The following is a 17624-nucleotide window of genomic DNA, read 5'->3' as shown; positions in this document are numbered from 1 at the left end:
TTCATTCAACATCATATTTTTAAATTCAGCATATCCCAGTTGCCATCTGGCAAGCAGGACATGCCTGGAGCCTTTCAACTCCCTATCTGGAAGGTACTCGGCTCTTCATAAACAAATGGTGACCCCGAGGGGATTCGAACCCCTGTTACAGGCGTGAAAGGCCTGTGTCTTAACCACTTGACCACGGGGCCACCTGTCACTTTTCAAATTAAATGGTGAGCCATCCGCGACTCGAACGCGGGACACCCAGCTTAAAAGGCTGGTGCTCTGCCTACTGAGCTAATGGCCCACACAAATTAAACACGGTTAAATATTATAAGACCTTTCTTGTTATTTGTAAATACCAAAAATATATTCGCAGTATCTTTTTCTTCCTCTTATCACCCTGCCTTTACAAATCTTATCTGGCTTGCACAAAGTTCATAATAGATACCTTTTTTCCTTATCAGGCTCTCGTGTGTACCCATTTCAGCTATCCTGCCCTTGTCCATTACAATTATGAGATCTGCATCCTTTATGGTAGATAACCTGTGAGCAATCACAATTGAAGTGCGGTCTTTCATCACCTTGTTTAAAGCGTTTTGCACCATAAGCTCGCTATGTGTATCAAGCGATGCCGTTGCTTCATCCAAAATAAGAATCTGGGGGTTTTGAAGCAAAAGCCTTGCAAGACTTATCAGCTGTTTTTGTCCAGTAGATAGCCTGTTTCCCCTTTCATTTACCTGTGTAAAGTAACCATCCTCAAACTGCGATATAAATTCGTGTGCACCTAAAAACTTGCAAACCTCTATAACCTCTTCAAACTTGGCATCTGGTTTTCCATACAGAATATTGTCAAGGATGCTTCCTGAGAACAAAAATGGTTCCTGCTGGACAATACCTATAAGTTTCCTTAAACTTTTAAAGCTAATTTTCTTAAGATCAATGCCATCAATGAGGATACTGCCTTTTTGCGGGTCGTAAAACCTTGAAAGAAGATTTGCAATTGTGGTTTTGCCAGAGCCTGTTGCACCCACAAGCGCAACCATCATTCCTTTTTTGATTTCAAACGACACATCTTTTAAAACATATTCTTCATCTTTGTACGCAAACCACACATTTTTAAATTCGATCGAATTTCTAAAAGTAGATATCTCTACCGGATTTTTATCCTCTTTTATTTCGGGCTGGATAGAAAGCACCTCAAAGATCCTTTCTGACGATGCGCTTGCAACAAGAAGCTGATTGTAAAAGTTTGAAAGTGTAACAACCGGTCGCCAAAACCTGTCTAAATAGCTAACAAAAGCAATTAAAGTTCCAACTGTAACACCGTTTATTTTAAGAAGCTTTACACCGTAAAAGTAGATGATGAGCGTTCCTATCATTGAACATACCTCAACCGCAGGTGAGAATATGCCGTTTATCCTGACCGCCTTCATCCATGACAAAAACACATCATCTATGACATCTTTGAAAATAGCCCTGTTGACCTTTTGCCTGACATATGCCTGAATCACCCTGATACCACATATGTTTTCGTGTATATACGCATTTAAGTTTGCAATTTTCCTTCGCACAGTCCTCCAGTTTCTTTTTATGGCGTTTCTGGTTGTAAAAAGAACTACTAAAAAAATTGGCAAAGCTGCAAATGTCACTATTGCAAGCTTAGGATTTATAGAAAACATTATTATTGCTGCTAAAACCAAGCTTGACATGTCTGTTATTACATTTACAATGCCGTTTGTAAAGAGGTTGTTCAAAGTATTGACGTCATTGACAATTCTAACAATAATTCTTCCTGTTGAGTTTTTTTCAAAAAAGCTGAAAGAAAGGCTTTGAACGTGGTCAAAAAGAGCTTTTCTGATATCAAACAAAACCATCTGCCCTGTTCTGTTTGCAAGCCTTATCTTGTTTTTCGAGCACTCTTTGTTTATGAAAAGCATCAAAATGAGCAAAACTCCAATTATTAAAATTCCCTTGAAATCTTTTTTGGGGATATAGTAGTCAACTGCCTGTTTCAAAAGGTAGGGAGAAACTAACTCGGCAACTGTTGCTACGAACATGAAAATCAAGGTTAAAACCAGCCATTTTTTGTAAGGAAGAAGAAACTTAAAAAGCCTTTTCAAATATGGTATCTTCAATTCGTAATTTGTCTCTTCTTGAGAAAACATTGGCTTTTTGGCCACAGGGTCTGCCATTTTAAAAATTCCCCCTTTTACAAAACTTTTTTAAGCAGGAAGTGAGTTTGCGCGCTCGAGCAGTTGTTTTTTGAATGTTGTGTAATATCTACCTTTGAATCTCATCAACTCTTCATGTGTTCCTTGTTCAACAATTCTGCCATCTTGCATGTAATAAATTTTGTTTGCCTCAACAACAAGCTGGGAAATTCTGTGGGTTATGATAATTGTTGTTCTTCCTTTTATCACTTCTTTCAAAGTATTTTGAATCTCAGCCTCTGTTTCAAAATCAAGACTTGACGTTGCATCATCAAGCACTAAAATTTTTGGGTTGTATATGAGCGCTCTGGCAATTGCAATTCTCTGTTTCTGACCGCCCGAAAGTCCTATCCCTCTCTCACCAACAACGGTAGAGTACCCTTCTGGAAGCCTTTCAATGAACTCATCTGCCCGGGCAAGCTTTGCAGCCCATTTTATCTCTTCTTCTTTTGCATCTGGCTTTCCAAACGCTATGTTTGCAGCAATTGTATCAGAAAAAATAAATGTCTCCTGCATTATTATTCCAATGTTTCTTCTGAGTGAACAAAGCTTTACATTTTTCACATCAACATCATCAATGAGTATCCTGCCAGATGTCGGGTCGTAAAATCTGGCAAGAAGATTTATTAAAGATGACTTTCCAGAACCTGCCTGACCTAAAATGGCAACAACCTCACCAGGCTGAATATGAATGTTTATTCCCTTTAGAACAAACTTATCTTTGTACTTGAAATACACATTCTCAAACTTTATATCACCTTTGATGTTTTTAAGATGAATAGCATTTTTTGGACTATGAATTAAAACCTCACTGTCAAGCACCTCGAACACCTTTTCCAAGGATGCAAAGGCGTTTTGCCACTGGTTCACAAGGTTTTGAATGTTACCAATGGGTGCAGAGAACAAGTTCACATAGCTCACAAATGCAAAAAGCGTGCCAATAGACAGCTTCCCTTTTATAGCCAAATACCCTCCAACCACAAGGATTATGACTGAGTTTAAGCCATTTAAGAAATTTGCAAGAGGATTGTGCACCGACCTTATATCAGCAGCCTGGATATTTTTGCTTGTAAACTCAAATGCAACTTTTCCAAAACTTTTCTTTTCAAGCTCTTCATTTCCAAACGCTTTGACAACTCTTATACCTGTAATGTTCTCCTGCACCTTTGATGTGAGCTTTTCAAAGGATGTTCTTATTTCCCTGAAGGTTGGCTGAAGTTTTTTGGCAAGGCTTTTGACGTTAGAGTATATAAGAGGTGTTGTTGCTAAGCTCAAAAATGAAAGTAAAAGGTTCATTGAAAGCATTATAGAAAGTGCCAATATTAATGTAATGACTATGCTAATTACCTGAACAAAGCCCTGGTTTAAAAAGTTTCGAATAGCCTCCAGGTCACCTACTATTCTGTTCATAATAGCTCCTGTTGATGCTCTGTCAAAATATTCAAAAGACTGGTATTGAAGCTTTGTGTAGAGCTGCTCTCTGAGCTTATAGATGGCTTTTTGAGATGTGTATTCGAATATGTAGCTCTGAAAATAATTCAAAATTGCCTTTGAAAGCACAAGTCCTGCCAAAATAATAGCAAAATGGTAAAGCTTTTCAAAGTGCCTTGCAACAAGAACATCGTCAATGATGTGCTTTGACACTTTCGGCACTGCCATACTGCAAAATATCCCTGCCAGCGCCAAGATTAGGCCAACCGCTACCAACAGTTTGCAGTCGTCTAAATACTTCATGAGTCTTTTAAGATAGTCCAACTTTTCTCATCCTCTTTTCCTCAAAAATTTAATTTTATTATACACCCAATCTCAAAAAAAATTAAGTTATTCCCACAAAAAAACACTTTTTCTGCTGCCAAAGTAACACAAAAAGCCACCCGAATCAACTACATTCTCGGATGGCTTTTTATTAGCAATAACTTTTAGTCTTTTATTATTATATCCTCTCTTGCCGGTCCTGTGCCAATGAGAAAAACCTTTGCACCTGTCTCTTTTTCTATAAACTCTATATATCTTTTTGCACTTTTTGGCAAAGCTTCATACTCTTTTGCAGCTTTTATCTCCTCTTCGCTCCAGCCTTCAAACTCTTCATACACAGGTTCACACTCTCTTGCAACCCTCAAAGACGCAGGGAAAAGATCTAAGACTTTTCCTTCATACTTGTATCCAACACAAACCTTTATTTTTGGAAGACCGGATAACGTATCAAGCTTTGTAAGTGCAATCTTATCAATTCCATTTATTAAAACCGCATACCTCACAACAACAAGGTCAAGCCAGCCGCACCTTCTTGGTCTTCCGGTGGTTGTTCCGTACTCTCTTCCCTTTTCACGTATGCTATTTCCTATTTCATCCAAAAGCTCTGTGGGGAACGGACCTTTCCCAACCCTGGTGGTGTACGCTTTAACAACACCTATTACCTCTTGAATGTACTTTGGTGCAATCCCTGCTCCAATACAAAATCCACCAACAGTTGGGTGCGATGATGTAACATAAGGATATGTTCCATAATCTAAGTCAAGCATTGTTGCCTGTGCACCTTCTAAAAGAACCTTTTTGCCAGCTTTTATTGAATCATTCAGAAGTTTTATTGTGTCTGTGATATACGGCTTTAAAATTTCTCCATACTTCATGAACTGTTCTAAAAGTTCTCCAAACTTCATCGGTGTTTTGTGGTAAACATGGGTAAGTATCTGATTTTTCCTCTCATAAACAGTTCTTAGCTTTTGCACAAACTCCTCTTCATCAAGCATGTCACAAACTCTGAGGTTTGTTCTCTCGGTCTTGTCAGTATACGCAGGACCTATTCCCCTTTTTGTTGTGCCAAGGCTCTCTTCGCCTCTCAGTCTTTCCTGCTCTTCATCTAATATCTTGTGGTATGGCATAACAAGATGTGCTCTGTCGCTAATTTTTAAGTTCTCTGTTGATATTCCCTCTTTTTCTAAACTTTCTATCTCCTGTATCAAAGATTCTGGGTCAATCACAACACCGTTTCCTATGATGTTGAGCTTATCCTTGTAAAGTATTCCTGACGGTATAAGGTGTAGCTTGAAAACCTTACCGAAAGCTTCAACTGTGTGACCTGCGTTGTTGCCGCCCTGAGCCCGAACAACAACATCAGCTTCCTTGGCCAAAAAATCTACAATTTTGCCTTTTCCTTCGTCACCCCATTGGGTGCCAACTATCGCGCGGATTTGTTGCATTTCTGTTCATTCTCCTTCTTTTATAGGCTAAGATTATTTACCTTAAATAAAATATTAAAAGTCCTTTAATATTATATCAGAATGAAGTAAGTTTTTTAAGTAATTTTAAAATCTTCTCAGTTTTTTAACATCCAAAGTATCATTAGATACTACCTCTGCTTCCTTTGAATTTTTCGCATAAGTATTCTTCTTCTTCTTCTTCAAAGAAGATACTTTATCCCATACCCTTTTAAGTGAATGTGGCTTTGCAATCCTTTTAAAGCCTGAAGATATTGCCAAAAAACTCCTTTCCACCTGAGGATAAAGACCAAATCTTCTAATACTCACTTCCAAAAGGAATAATACAATACAAAGAACTATTAATAAACTGCTAATATCCCTCTTTTCTTCTGTGCTCTTGAGCTTTCCCGCATACACCTCATTGGGATTTTTTATAACTTTTGCACCTGATAAGGAGATAAACTGTTCAAACCTGCTGCTGTCTATATCCACTCTAAACTCATCAGAGTAGTTAGCTGAATAGAAAAACGTTGATACCTTGGATTTGTCCTTATTACTTAAGGTTGCCACAAATACATAATTTCCCAGCATAAAATCAACTTTAGATTCGAACCTATCTGGTGCAGTTCTTCTCATTGCAATTGTCTTTTCTTTGCCGTTTGGATACATGCATTTAAGAGTTGCAATGGTATCAGCATCGAACTTGCCTACCAAAGATACCACCAAATCTTTTTCTTTTCGAACATTAAAATCATAGCTGCTGTCATCTGCCCCTTTTTCCAACCACTTGAAAAGCTTTGTCCAAAACTGTGAAAATCTATCCCACAAAACCCAGTCACGCGACCACTGGCCGCTCAAGTCCGAACACCATGCAGCAACCTTTCCAAGCCCGTACCTCCACACTGTCAAAATAGGCTCGTCCTCGTCGCTTACCAAAAGACTGGTTGCAAGGTCTTTTTTTGTTGTTGCGATATAACCGTAAAGCGGTGGATAAGAGGAAAAACCTGAGTTTATTGAATTTGTCTCAACCACTTTGGGGACAAACTTCTTTTCCTTTATGTACTTGCCTTTTATAATTTTTGTCTCTTTTAAAAACACATCAACAAGCTCAGAAGGATTGGAAACTAAATAGAACCTGCCTGAGGTAAAAGAGGCTATCCAACTCAAAACTGTAGCGTTTACATACTTTCCAACACCAATTGTGGTGATTTTGATGTTATTTCTTTTTGCCTCATTGGCTGGAATTTCATAACCGCCTTGTTCACCCATGCCATCAGTCAGAAGCACAATCAACTTGCTTTTTGCCTTTGACTTTTTTAGAGTTTTAACTGCTTCACTCAAGGGTGGAATTATAGCCGTCCCACCACCTACTTCGATGCTTGATATGCTTTCTATCACATCTTCTTTTTTGCTTATCTTACCAAATTTGTATGCCCAATAATAATTGTGGTCAAAAGCAATCACACCAACACCATCTGAACTTTCAAGGTGCTCAATCATCTTTGCAGAAGCACTCTTGGCAATCTCTAATTTTGGAATACCTGCGTCTTCTGTATCTGCCATGCTGCCTGAATGGTCAAGGACAAGTACAACATCTATGTTCTTTTCCTTTTCTTTGTTCTTAATCTCCATCTTGACAGGCAGCATCTTTTCTAAAACCGAATTAGAATAATTCCCAAGCGCATATGAATTTGTGCCGCCAATTACCAAAAGTCCACCACCTAAATCCTTCACATACTTCTCTACAGAGCTTAAAAACTCATCGCTAAAGCTTTCTCTTGACACATTGCACAAAATCACAAAAGAATACCCTAAGAGTTTGTCAAGCCCAAAGTTTGCCTGGTCGCTCTTTACTGCATCATAATCGGCTGAATAAGAATCAAGAAGATTTTTGACATTTTTCACATCATCAATATCCTCATAAACTACCAGAACCTTTTGAGGTTTTCTTACCTGACACATAGCATACGCAACATTGTTTGACTCTTCTTCATCATCTATCGCTTCAACTTCTCCTTGATAGCTGAAAACCCCTTCCTTGTCCAGTTTATCCTTTATCACAAACCTGTTTTCACCTTTTTCAAGCGTCACCTGCTGGCTGAAAATTAAATCATTGTCTCTGAAAATCTTGAGCAGAGCTTTTGTTGAAAAAGTGGTGTTTATATTGGCAAATATCGAAAACGCCTGATTTTTAAATACCTTCTGCGGAATCTTCAAACTTGAAAATTGAACATCTTTTTCTTTCTCACTTTTAAATAGCACTACTTTTACATCTATTCCATTATTTTTGAGAAGTTCTACTTCATTTTTTGCCTCACCTATTGTCTCTTTCCCATCTGTTAGAATGACAAGTCTTTTCTGTTGATCCTTGTCAAATAGATTTACTGCATACTTTATTGCATTTTCAATATTGGTTTGAGTGCTATCTACAGCCGTTCCAAATTCAGAAAAGTTAGGATACTTAGTCGGTGTAAACTCAATGTTTGCATCCTGCCCGAACACAACAACTGACTGCAATTCATTTGATTTTTTGAGCTTTATCGACCTTTGAATAAAGTCTTTCATTTTTTCTGCGTTCTTTCTATTGCTCTCTGACATATCCGCAAGATAAATTGTTGTTATTTTGTCGGTTGAAATTGCCAAGCTTGGCACGCTTAGAGCCAGGATTATGAGCGTTATTAAAACAATCCTCACCCATACAACAAATCTTTTACCCAAACTTTCTTTTGAAAATCTTCTTGAAACAAGCCAAATAAATACTCCAAGCACAGCTGCAGCAAGTAAAATAAAAGGTCTTTCAAACTCTATTCTCATTTAAAAACACCATCCACTCCAAAGTCAAAAAAATAAGTGCCAGTATCAAAAATATATCTTTCAAAGAATATGGCATTTTCACGCTATTGATTTTACCTGCATCTGGAAAGTTGGTATTATTTTCTGCCAAATTTCTACTGCCCGAATCATCCAGAGCATAGGTTGGGAAATTTATTGCAAATTTGTAATTCTCTTTTGACTTTTCATTTAGAACCAAAGAATAAACTCCCAACACATCTTTTTTAGGAAGAATTGAGGGATAACCTGACAAATCAACAATTTCTTCTTTCCCATCGGGTAGTACCAAATCTGCTTTTTTATCTGAATATGAAAAAACTCTTATCTCTTCACCAGGATAAAAAGCTGTCTTTTCAAATAACTGATTTTTCTTGACAAAAGCACTTTTAATGTTTGCCATCAAAATTGGAAAAGATACCTTCAAAGGCAGGTCACTGTTATCTATCGCAAAACCAAATAGGATTGACGGATGATTATGGATACTGCCAAAAGAGATTATTGGCTTGCCACCTATCTTTGCAACTGGCTCAAAAGCACTATCATCAATATACACAGCCTTTTGCACAGCAAAATCCATCCCAATAATGTTTTGTGAAATAGCTGACTTTACAAACCTTGCATATCCTTCATTGCTTGCATTTTTCCCTATCTTTATCCCTAAAAGCTTCAAGGCACTGCTGTTCTTTGGCAATACAAATATGAAAGCTCCTTTTTGAGGAAACTTTTGTGGTATGCACTGGTCGAATATGTATATATCAAAATCACCAGCAATGTTTTTGACATCTTGAGTTTTATAAAATTCAACGTCATCAAAAGTAAGCCACACTTTTTCAAAAAAGAAATTTCCTTTTCCTACATACAAAACTTTTTGTTTTGCCATCAAGGGCTCTAAAACTGTCCAAAAGACATTGTCTTTTGTTACTTCGTCTGGATAATTTATTCTCCCCCACACAACCTTGTAATTTCCTTTGATATTTTCAAACAAAAAAGTACCCATTTTCCCTGGCAAAAGGGAAATGCTTTTCAATCCTACCAGTCTGCTGTCTGCAAAAAGTTCAAGATCAAAACTCGCTTTTTGAATTCCTCTGTTTTTAATTTCTACCAGAGCATCAAAACCATCTTTTCTTGAGACACAAGATATATTTTCAATGCTAACATTATCTTTTGGTTTTGGAAACTTGTAAAGTTTTGCATTTTCTAAGTGAGGCATATTCTTGTCGGTAAATATAAACAAAGTTGTATCTGAGGGTTTGAAAAGCTTTGAAATAATATTCAAGCTCTTTTTCACATCTGTTACATAGTACGTCTGAACTATCCTGTCAATCGCATCCTTGGCAAAGCTGCGCGTGCCTTCTTTTTGCAAAATCTCGACTGTGTCTGAAAAAGTCACAATGCTGACCTTTGTTGTGCCCGGCAGTGTATCTATTATCTCTCTTGCTATCTCTTTTGACTTTTGAAGATATGACTTAGAATCATCTGCCACACAGCTCATAGAAGCACCATTATCAAAGGCAAAAACTACATTTTTGCGGGTATTTTTTATAAATATATTAGGAGCTGCAAGATACATTGAAAAACTGAAAAGTGCAAAAATCCCCAAAAGTAAAAGCAGGCTGAATCTTAACTTTTGCGCCGGCTTTACAACTCTTTTTTGTTTTTTCAATCGCTCCCATAAAAACGTGCTTGGAATGGTTACTTTCTTGTGCCTTGGTTTTATCATATACAAAAAAATTAATATCGGGATTGTCAAAAGAAACAAAAGAAAAAGTGGCTGTGAAAAGTTCATCTTCCCACTCCAATCATATTCATCACAGTTTTTTCAAGTGCACTTGAGCTCAAGACCTCATAAAACCTCCCATTTGCCTTTTTTAAAATTTCTTTGAGCCCATTTTGATACCTTCTCAGCTCTTCAACATATTCTTTAATTAAACTATTTGACAGCTCCACATCAATAGCTTTTGCGCTCTCACTGTCAATCAGCTGACAAAATGTATGTTCAAATGAAGGATATGCTTCAATTTCATCTAATATCTGACAGCAGCATACAAAAGAGCACCTTGCAGAAAGCATTTTCAAAACTTTAGCTGCTCCTTCAAACAAAAAATCAGAAAAAATAAATGAGATGCTTTTTCTTGGAATATAAATATTTTTAATATTTTCAAAATTTGCTGTACCCTCGAAATTAGCATCCTCTAAAAACCTCACAATCTTTGGAAGGCTTTGCTTACCTTTAAGATAACCTGATGATAAAATGCCATTTTCCTGCACCAAAAATATATTGACACTGTCAAGCCGCGAAAGAGCAATGTATGAGAGGCAAAAAGCTAACGCTTTTGCCATATCACCTTTTTTGACTTTGCTTCCGAAATCCATCGATTTTGACATGTCAATGAAAAAATTATAAGTTGTCTGTCTTTCCTGTTCAAAAAGCTTTACATAAAGCCTCTGGGTTGCCACAAAAATCCTAAAATTTACCTTTCTAAAATCATCGCCCGGCATGTACTCCCTGTGGTCGCTGAACTCAAGCGAATTTCCCCGCCCTTTTGATTTCTGCTGCCCTTCAAACTGTGAAATTATCTCGATTCCAAATTTAAATTTTAAAGTGCTAAGTTTTTTCAGCGTTTTGTCATCAACAAGCCCGCCAAACATCAAAATTCTCACCACTTTTTTAAATTTTTCTACCACTCTTTTTGTCTTTGCAAAATCATATCCACAACGTCACTTTGAGTAAGACCCTCAGATATTGCTTCAAAGTTCAAGCCAATCCTGTGACACAGAACGCTTTTTGCAAGGCTTTTTATATCATCAAACGCAACGTTTGGTCTTCCCTCAAAGAGCGCATTTGCTTTTGCACCCAAAACAAGGTGCTGAAGAGCTCTCGGTCCTGCACCAAACTTAAGATACTTTCTTGCAATGTCGTTCTCTTCAATGTGCGGCTGTGTGCTCAAAACAAGCCTTGTTGCATATTCCAAAACAGGCTTTGCAATGGGTACTTGTCGAACAATTCTGCCTATGTTCACTATCTCTTTCCCTTCAATGACCTTTTGAGGCTCGGGCATTCGACTTTCCACCGTCAGGTTTACAATCCTTATCATCTCATCAAAGCCTGGAAGTGGAACATCAATTTTAAACAAGAACCTGTCTTGCTGTGCTTCTGGAAGTGGATATGTCCCTTCTTGCTCAAGAGGATTTTGTGTTGCAAGAACAAAAAATGGTTCATCAAGCTTGTAGGTCTGCCCCATTACAGTGACCGTCTTCTCCTGCATTGCCTCAAGAAGTGCTGACTGCGTCTTTGGTGTTGCTCTGTTTATCTCATCTGCCAATACTATGTTAGCAAAGATAGGACCTTTTTGGAATGTAAAATTCAAACTTCCGTCCTTGTCTTTTGAAATTATATTTGTTCCCACAATATCTGATGGCATGAGGTCAGGTGTAAACTGAATTCTTGAAAATTTCAGGTCCAGCACCTTTGCAATTGACTTTACAAGATGAGTCTTGCCAACGCCCGGCAATCCTTCAAGAAGGATGTTTCCACCACAGAATATGGCAATCAAGACCTTTCTGATAACATCCTTCTGGCCAATTATAACCTTGGAAATTTCGCTTTCTACTTTGTTTAAAACCTGCATTGTATATTCAATATCCTGCAAAACCAAATGCTGATCACCTCATGTTCTCTAAATTTTCAAAATACCGTTTGGTTATTTCCTTTGCCCATAAAGGAACTTCATCTGCTTCGATATATTCATTTGCCTCCTGTTTGTATTGTGAAAAAACCCTGTCAAAACTCAGTTTCTGCCCTCTTTCTCCAATGCCCTGTTTTTGGGATACTCTTCCACTTTCCTGTCCTATGTCCGCCAAAACCTTTTTAGATGCATCAAGGCTTAGAAGATTTTTTGTATAAATGGAAGGCATCTGTACTTTATTTGAAGTTCTGGGAATGGCTGCACCAAGCCCTTTGCCTTTGTTATTTAAATTATCAACTTGGCTTATCCCTTCACCTCTTCCTTGCATGCCACCAGGTGCACTAGCTTGACCAGATGCATTTTGCACACTATTTGCACTTGCGCCTGAGCCTGAGTCGTTTGAAGTTCCATTTGCCTCGGCAGAGGAAGACTGCACTTGCTCTTGCTGGGCCTGTCCTTGATCATTTGATGCAGTCAAGCTGCTGCCTGCATCCTGGGAGTTTTCACTTTTGGAAAAAGCAGAGATGCTCTTACTATTTTCACTCTTTTGTGCACTACTTTGTCCATTTGAACTGGGAGATGAGCTTCCACTTTTATTGTCGCTTTTTGTATTAGCATTTGCAAGAAAATTTTTTGTACCACTTTGGGCTGACTTGTTGTCCTGTGTAATAGAATTTTTGAACTTTTCCACTGCTGAATAAAACTGGGGGCTTCCAGGACTATTTTTCAAATCATTGAGCAAAAACCATGCCTTTTGCTTTGCAAGTTCTATTTCGCTTTTGGTTTTGGCAAGTTTTATTTCCTTTTTAAGTTTTGACAATACTTCATCAATCTTTCTCTTTTCAACCTCATTAAGCTTGTAACTTTTTAGCACCTCTTTTTTCTGCTTTTCTATCTTGAGTATTTCCTTTTTCTTAAGGCTGCTCAGAAGATGTAATCTTTTTGCCTCATCCATTTTAGGACTTTGAACATTTGTTAAAATGAAAAATACAATGAAAAGTGATGCTACAAACATCCATTTATTTTTTTCAAGCTTAGGTTTTATCAGTTTTTTTATGTCTATATTTTTTATAATCTGTGCCGTTGTTTGCTTTATATATCTTGAGATTTCGGTATCAACGCCAATGAGTTCCAATGATGTTGTCAGCCTTTCTTTCAAGCCAAAACTGTCAACTATAAGTGCTGAGTGCTGAAGAGTTGGCTTCCTTGAGATAACAAAAACTACATATATGCCTAAAGACAGCAGCAAAATAAATATCTGGTAGAAAGCTTTGTAGTACATTGGGACAATCTTTGATAAAGCTTCTACCAAAATAACAAAAGACAAAGAAGCAGATACACACTGCCACAGACGCGTCAAGAGGCTGCAAAGTATCTGCCTTCTTTGCACTTTTTTCAAAAAACTCAAAATCTGCATTTCACTTTCATGCATAAATTACCATCCCCACCTAATTGGACTTTCTTCTAAATATTCTGATTCTTCTCAGAGGACTTAAAAATAGCGCACTCAAATAAATGTTCAATATTGTTCCAACTATGCAAATGATAAGGTGTATCTGATACCCTTTAATTTTGTATGAGTATTGAAAAAAAGCAGCTGGAGCTGAATTTAAACGAATACTTATAAGCTCAATTAGAGAAAAAGCTGAGCTTAATGAAATTGATATTAAACTCCAGAAATTTTGAGCTTTTCCAGGCTGGGGCGAGTTGGCAACCAATACCTGTGCACCAGTCAAAAAGATAAAATAGCTAAAGATGGTAGAGGCAATGACAATGCTTACCACAATCACAGTTGCTGCTATGCTCTTTTTGATAACTGTTGATAACAAAAGGCTCAGCGAACCATAAAAGAGGATGAGCACAAAAACATAGAGCATAATAAGCAAGATATTCCCCATAGATGTTATACCATAAAAATATAGAAGTACCAATATCGGAACTGCAGAGAAGAAAAGTATTACCGCTTCACCAGCTGCTGCTATCATCTTCCCAACAACAATTTCAAAATTGGTCAAAGGCGTTGAAAGAAGTATGTCAAGTGTTTGATTTTCTTTTTCCTTTGCAATTGCCTGGGAACTCAAAATTACAACCAACAGCCCGAAAAACCCAGCAAACAGAAAAATAAGTAAGATACAAAAGGTAGTGAAAAAACCTCTGTAGGAACTTACCACAACAACCGGCTTAGCATATGATGTTAAAAACATTATTGTAAATAGAGTCATAAGAAGTAGCCACCCAGCAATGGTAAACGAAAACTTAAGCCCTCTTGTCCTCTGTTTTATCTCTTTTGTGACAATAGGATTTGAGAAAATGGCCATCATAAATCTTTTTATGTTTTTCAAAACTTTTTCACTCCCCTGTTTTTTTGAAATAATCTTTCTAATTTTCACTGCCTAAAACTACCTTCATAAACGCTTCTTCAAGGCTGCCCTCTACCGTGCTTACTTCACATACCTTTGCACCTTTGTCAATCAAGCTCTTTATCAATAAAAACAAATCATTGTCATCACCATCAAAACTCAAAATGTACCCACCTTCAATGACTTGAATATCACAAACCGATGGAAACTCTTTAAACACCATATAAGCCTCATCAAAGCCATCAACAAACCTTATCTTAATCCTCTTTGTGCCGTGCGCAAGCAGGGTAATCTGGTTGATATCACCTTGGGCAACCATCCTGCCGCCATTTATTATCCCGACATGTGTGCAAAGCTCTGATAGCTCAGGAAGAATATGTGAGCTTATTATTATGGTCTTTCCCATATCTTTTAAATTTTTCAATATCTCCTTCATCTCAATTCGAGACTGCGGGTCCATACCAGATGCAGGCTCATCTAAAACGAGAAGTAGTGGATTGTGAATCAGACACCTTGCCAAACACAGCCTCTGTTTCATGCCTCGTGAGAGAGAATCAACAAAGTCATATTTTTTATCGGTTAGCCTCACAAGCTCTAAAAGGTCATCTATCAGTTTTTGCACCTTTGTCCCGCGTATACCATATGCCAAAGCAAAGAATTCCAAATATTCGTTCACTTTAAGATTGTCATACACACCAAAAAAGTCAGGCATATAACCAATAAGAAATTTAATCTTATTAGTCTTTTTAGCAACATCAATCCCATCAATTTTAACTATTCCACCGTCAGCCCTCAAAAGTCCGCACATGATTTTCATTGTGGTTGTTTTGCCCGCCCCGTTTGGACCAACAAAACCAAATATCTGCCTGCTGTCAACCGCAAATGAGAGGTTATCTAAAGCCTTCTTTTTCCCATAAAATTTTACAAGCCTCTCTACCTCAACAAGAGCCATGTTATTTTTCACCACCTTCTGCAGAAATAAGAGGAATGGCAGTCACAGACCTGTCATCTTTGCCAACAATTCTAATTTTTATTTTGTAATCTTGGAAATATTTTTCTATTTCATCTTTTCCAAATGCAAGTGGTTTTTCAAAGCTTGTCTTATCCCATTTTTGTGTTTTAACATTGAAGATAAATTCCTCAACGTTATATCTTCCATACTGCATTGGCATTTGTATCAAAACCTTTTCTATTCTGTCCAAATACCCCGAAAGGTCATATTCAAGCACCAATTCACCCTTGCCATAAAATGAGATTGCATAGTTGGGTGTAATGTAATTTGCATTTGGGAATGTGTTTTTTATCAAATTGGGAATAACAGAACCTGGGAGAATAATTCTTTTGTCTTTAACAATGGCTACTCTATCGAGGTCTTTTCTGAACACAGCTTCGCTGTGGACTTTTAGAATCTCTGAATTTATGTTCAGCTTATCATCTTTGTAATTTTCTATATGCCCTATCAAAAACGGGTTTGACAAATCCTTGGGCAAAACGCTGTACAAAAGGTCTATTTCTCTGTTAATAAGTTGGAAATCTCTAATTCTTGGGGTCTGATTGTTATAAAATGTGTTTCTTATTTCGTCTGCCAACATACTGTACACATTTGAGATTGTCTTTGTGACCTTGCTGTGCGGTTTTAATTCTTCTATGTAAACATAGCTATTATACAGAACTACAAATATATTTTTTATTTCATAGTCAGACCTATTGTTTATTTCCACAGTTATCTTTGACATATCCTTTATGTTAAAATTCACATCAAGAGGAATATCATCCACTTTGTAAACCGTTTGATCCTTTATACTTTTCATAAAAGGTGCTGTCAAACCTTTGAAAGCTATTTCTTGCCATGGATAGTATTCATAACCATTAGTTGGACTTTCACCCACTGGCAAATTCTCGTATTCAAGCAAAAGCGGTTCTATTTTTTGATTTTCTATTCCCTTAATTTTTATGTCTGTTTTGAAAGGAGCAAATATCTGATAATACTTGTCCACCACATACCCTTTTCCATCTGAATTATAAACAATAAAATTCAAGGCATTCACATTGGGCTGATTTATCCTGTAAAAAGTTGCAGCACCAAATATTATTGCTGTCCAAACAATACTTTCAACTAAAATCAGCTGCCATGTCAGGTGACGCTTGTTAAGTCTTCTTAAAATAAAGTAATTGCCAAAACTTACAAAAATAATATATATAGCTATCAGTATTAATATTATGGTGTTGTTTGGCCACTTCACATTCACAGCAGTGTAAAGGTGGCTGTTGCCTGCATATCCCATAACAGCATTTGAAGGAATGTAAAAGTTAGTGTTTATGTTTTCAATTATTATGTTAAAAATCTGCTTCTTTTCTTCCCCAGTCATTTGTCCATCAAATGGATCAAATGAAGTTACCAGAACTGTCCCTTTTCCATACCTTATCTTCTGCATGTGTTTTTGGTTTATCATTTCAGCATTTTTAAGTTCAAACTCCGCATATTTAATCTTTTTAAGTACTATATCCTTTTGATTGTTTGACCCAACCACATTTCGGGTATAATCTTTTTTGCTTACCCTCTTTAGTAGTATATCTCCAGTTTTTATCTTGCCAATACTCCCTACAAGAAAATCATCTGTAAACACAGAAAGATTTTTTTGATAATTTTCGCCCAAGGTTATTATAAGATTTCCACCTTTTGCTACATAGTCCTTTAAAGTTTGATACTGCTCAACTGTCAAATTTGAAGTTTTGTAGTTGTGAATGATAATAAATTCAAACATCTCAAGCAATGACTCTCTTGTTGGAAATTTTTTGCTGTCTAAAATAACAACATTTGCAGCTTTTCCGCTATTTTCTAATACATACGAAAGGTCACTTGCTGCACCTCTATAAGAAAATATTCCCACACAGCTTTTTACATAAAAAGGTTTAGGTTTTACTTTAACTGAAGAAATTAATCTGCCATCAGAAGTGTAAATTTTAAAATATTGTTCACTAACACCATCATTACCAAAGAACACAGGAAGAGCAATTACTTTTTTTGAATTGCCTGCTATCTCAAATTGCTTAGAGAAAGAAAAAGCTTTTATTTTTGTCTTCTGAGAACCTCTGTTTATAATAACCGCATTATTATCAATAATCCACCTCTCAAAAGAAACCTTACCTTTGAAATTGTTCGGATTTGAGTTTGTCAAAGTGATTTTTGCCTCGGCCATTTTTTGGAGTTTTAATGTATTATCAATTCCATATTCAATATTTTCAATATTTATAAAGCTATCCGCTGGAGCAATTTGAATATACCATAAAAAGATAAAAATAATAACAGCAAAAGCTGTGCAAAGTCTTTTCTTCATTGATTTTGCCCCT

Annotated in this window: 11 protein-coding genes and 2 tRNA genes; all 13 read right to left on the bottom strand. The window is 36.9% G+C overall.

The window, feature by feature from the left end; all coding sequences use genetic code 11:
• Window positions 1-116: 116 nt before the first annotated feature.
• The 13 genes from ATHE_RS00230 to ATHE_RS00170 all read right to left on the bottom strand — a co-directional run bounded on the left by ATHE_RS00230 (window position 117) and on the right by ATHE_RS00170 (window position 17611).
• Window positions 117-191, bottom strand: a tRNA-Glu gene (locus ATHE_RS00230).
• Window positions 192-213: 22 nt separating this feature from the next.
• Window positions 214-289, bottom strand: a tRNA-Lys gene (locus ATHE_RS00225).
• Between the two features lie 91 nt (window positions 290-380).
• Entirely contained in the window at window positions 381-2177 is a 1797-nt protein-coding gene (locus tag ATHE_RS00220; RefSeq protein ID WP_012660720.1) for an ABC transporter ATP-binding protein, read from the bottom strand.
• Between the two features lie 30 nt (window positions 2178-2207).
• A complete protein-coding gene (locus tag ATHE_RS00215; protein WP_012660719.1) occupies window positions 2208-3950 on the bottom strand; it encodes an ABC transporter ATP-binding protein in 1743 nt (580 codons plus the stop codon).
• Between the two features lie 164 nt (window positions 3951-4114).
• Entirely contained in the window at window positions 4115-5395 is a 1281-nt protein-coding gene (locus tag ATHE_RS00210; protein WP_012660718.1) for an adenylosuccinate synthase, read from the bottom strand.
• Between the two features lie 105 nt (window positions 5396-5500).
• Window positions 5501-8209 carry a vWA domain-containing protein gene (locus ATHE_RS00205; protein WP_012660717.1) on the bottom strand — a complete coding sequence of 903 codons (2709 nt, stop codon included), beginning with the start codon at window positions 8207-8209 and terminating at the stop codon, window positions 5501-5503.
• Complete coding sequence (locus tag ATHE_RS00200; RefSeq protein WP_012660716.1) at window positions 8193-10013, bottom strand: vWA domain-containing protein; 1821 nt, start codon at window positions 10011-10013, stop codon at window positions 8193-8195. Before ATHE_RS00200 ends, ATHE_RS00205 begins: the two co-directional genes overlap by 17 nt.
• Window positions 10010-10912, bottom strand: coding sequence for a DUF58 domain-containing protein (locus ATHE_RS00195; RefSeq protein ID WP_231503206.1), 903 nt, complete (start codon window positions 10910-10912; stop codon window positions 10010-10012). Before ATHE_RS00195 ends, ATHE_RS00200 begins: the two co-directional genes overlap by 4 nt.
• Complete coding sequence (locus ATHE_RS00190) at window positions 10906-11883, bottom strand: AAA family ATPase (RefSeq protein ID WP_012660714.1); 978 nt, start codon at window positions 11881-11883, stop codon at window positions 10906-10908. Before ATHE_RS00190 ends, ATHE_RS00195 begins: the two co-directional genes overlap by 7 nt.
• 7 nt (window positions 11884-11890) lie before the next feature.
• A complete protein-coding gene (locus tag ATHE_RS00185; protein WP_012660713.1) occupies window positions 11891-13345 on the bottom strand; it encodes a hypothetical protein in 1455 nt (484 codons plus the stop codon).
• 16 nt (window positions 13346-13361) lie between these two features.
• Window positions 13362-14303, bottom strand: a complete 942-nt coding sequence (locus tag ATHE_RS00180) for an ABC transporter permease (RefSeq protein ID WP_012660712.1) — start codon at window positions 14301-14303, stop codon at window positions 13362-13364.
• Window positions 14293-15225, bottom strand: coding sequence for an ABC transporter ATP-binding protein (locus tag ATHE_RS00175; RefSeq protein ID WP_012660711.1), 933 nt, complete (start codon window positions 15223-15225; stop codon window positions 14293-14295). The genes ATHE_RS00180 and ATHE_RS00175 overlap by 11 nt, the downstream gene beginning before the upstream one ends.
• A gap of 1 nt (window position 15226) precedes the next feature.
• Complete coding sequence (locus ATHE_RS00170; protein WP_012660710.1) at window positions 15227-17611, bottom strand: hypothetical protein; 2385 nt, start codon at window positions 17609-17611, stop codon at window positions 15227-15229.
• Window positions 17612-17624: the final 13 nt, after the last annotated feature.

The sequence above is a fragment of the Caldicellulosiruptor bescii DSM 6725 genome, assembly GCF_000022325.1.
In the GTDB taxonomy this organism is placed as follows: Bacteria; Bacillota; Thermoanaerobacteria; order Caldicellulosiruptorales; family Caldicellulosiruptoraceae; genus Caldicellulosiruptor; species Caldicellulosiruptor bescii.
This window is presented reverse-complemented; position numbering and strand designations above follow the sequence as displayed.

What these genes read in the sequence shown, in the direction of transcription:
- ATHE_RS00200 (WP_012660716.1), bottom strand. Translation starts at nt 10,013, where the DNA reads ATGAACTTTTCACAGCCACTTTTTCTTTTGTTTCTTTTGACAATCCCG.
- ATHE_RS00210 (WP_012660718.1), bottom strand. Translation starts at nt 5,395, where the DNA reads ATGCAACAAATCCGCGCGATAGTTGGCACCCAATGGGGTGACGAAGGA.
- ATHE_RS00170 (WP_012660710.1), bottom strand. Translation starts at nt 17,611, where the DNA reads ATGAAGAAAAGACTTTGCACAGCTTTTGCTGTTATTATTTTTATCTTT.
- ATHE_RS00185 (WP_012660713.1), bottom strand. Translation starts at nt 13,345, where the DNA reads ATGCATGAAAGTGAAATGCAGATTTTGAGTTTTTTGAAAAAAGTGCAA.
- ATHE_RS00220 (WP_012660720.1), bottom strand. Translation starts at nt 2,177, where the DNA reads ATGGCAGACCCTGTGGCCAAAAAGCCAATGTTTTCTCAAGAAGAGACA.
- ATHE_RS00205 (WP_012660717.1), bottom strand. Translation starts at nt 8,209, where the DNA reads ATGAGAATAGAGTTTGAAAGACCTTTTATTTTACTTGCTGCAGCTGTG.
- ATHE_RS00175 (WP_012660711.1), bottom strand. Translation starts at nt 15,225, where the DNA reads ATGGCTCTTGTTGAGGTAGAGAGGCTTGTAAAATTTTATGGGAAAAAG.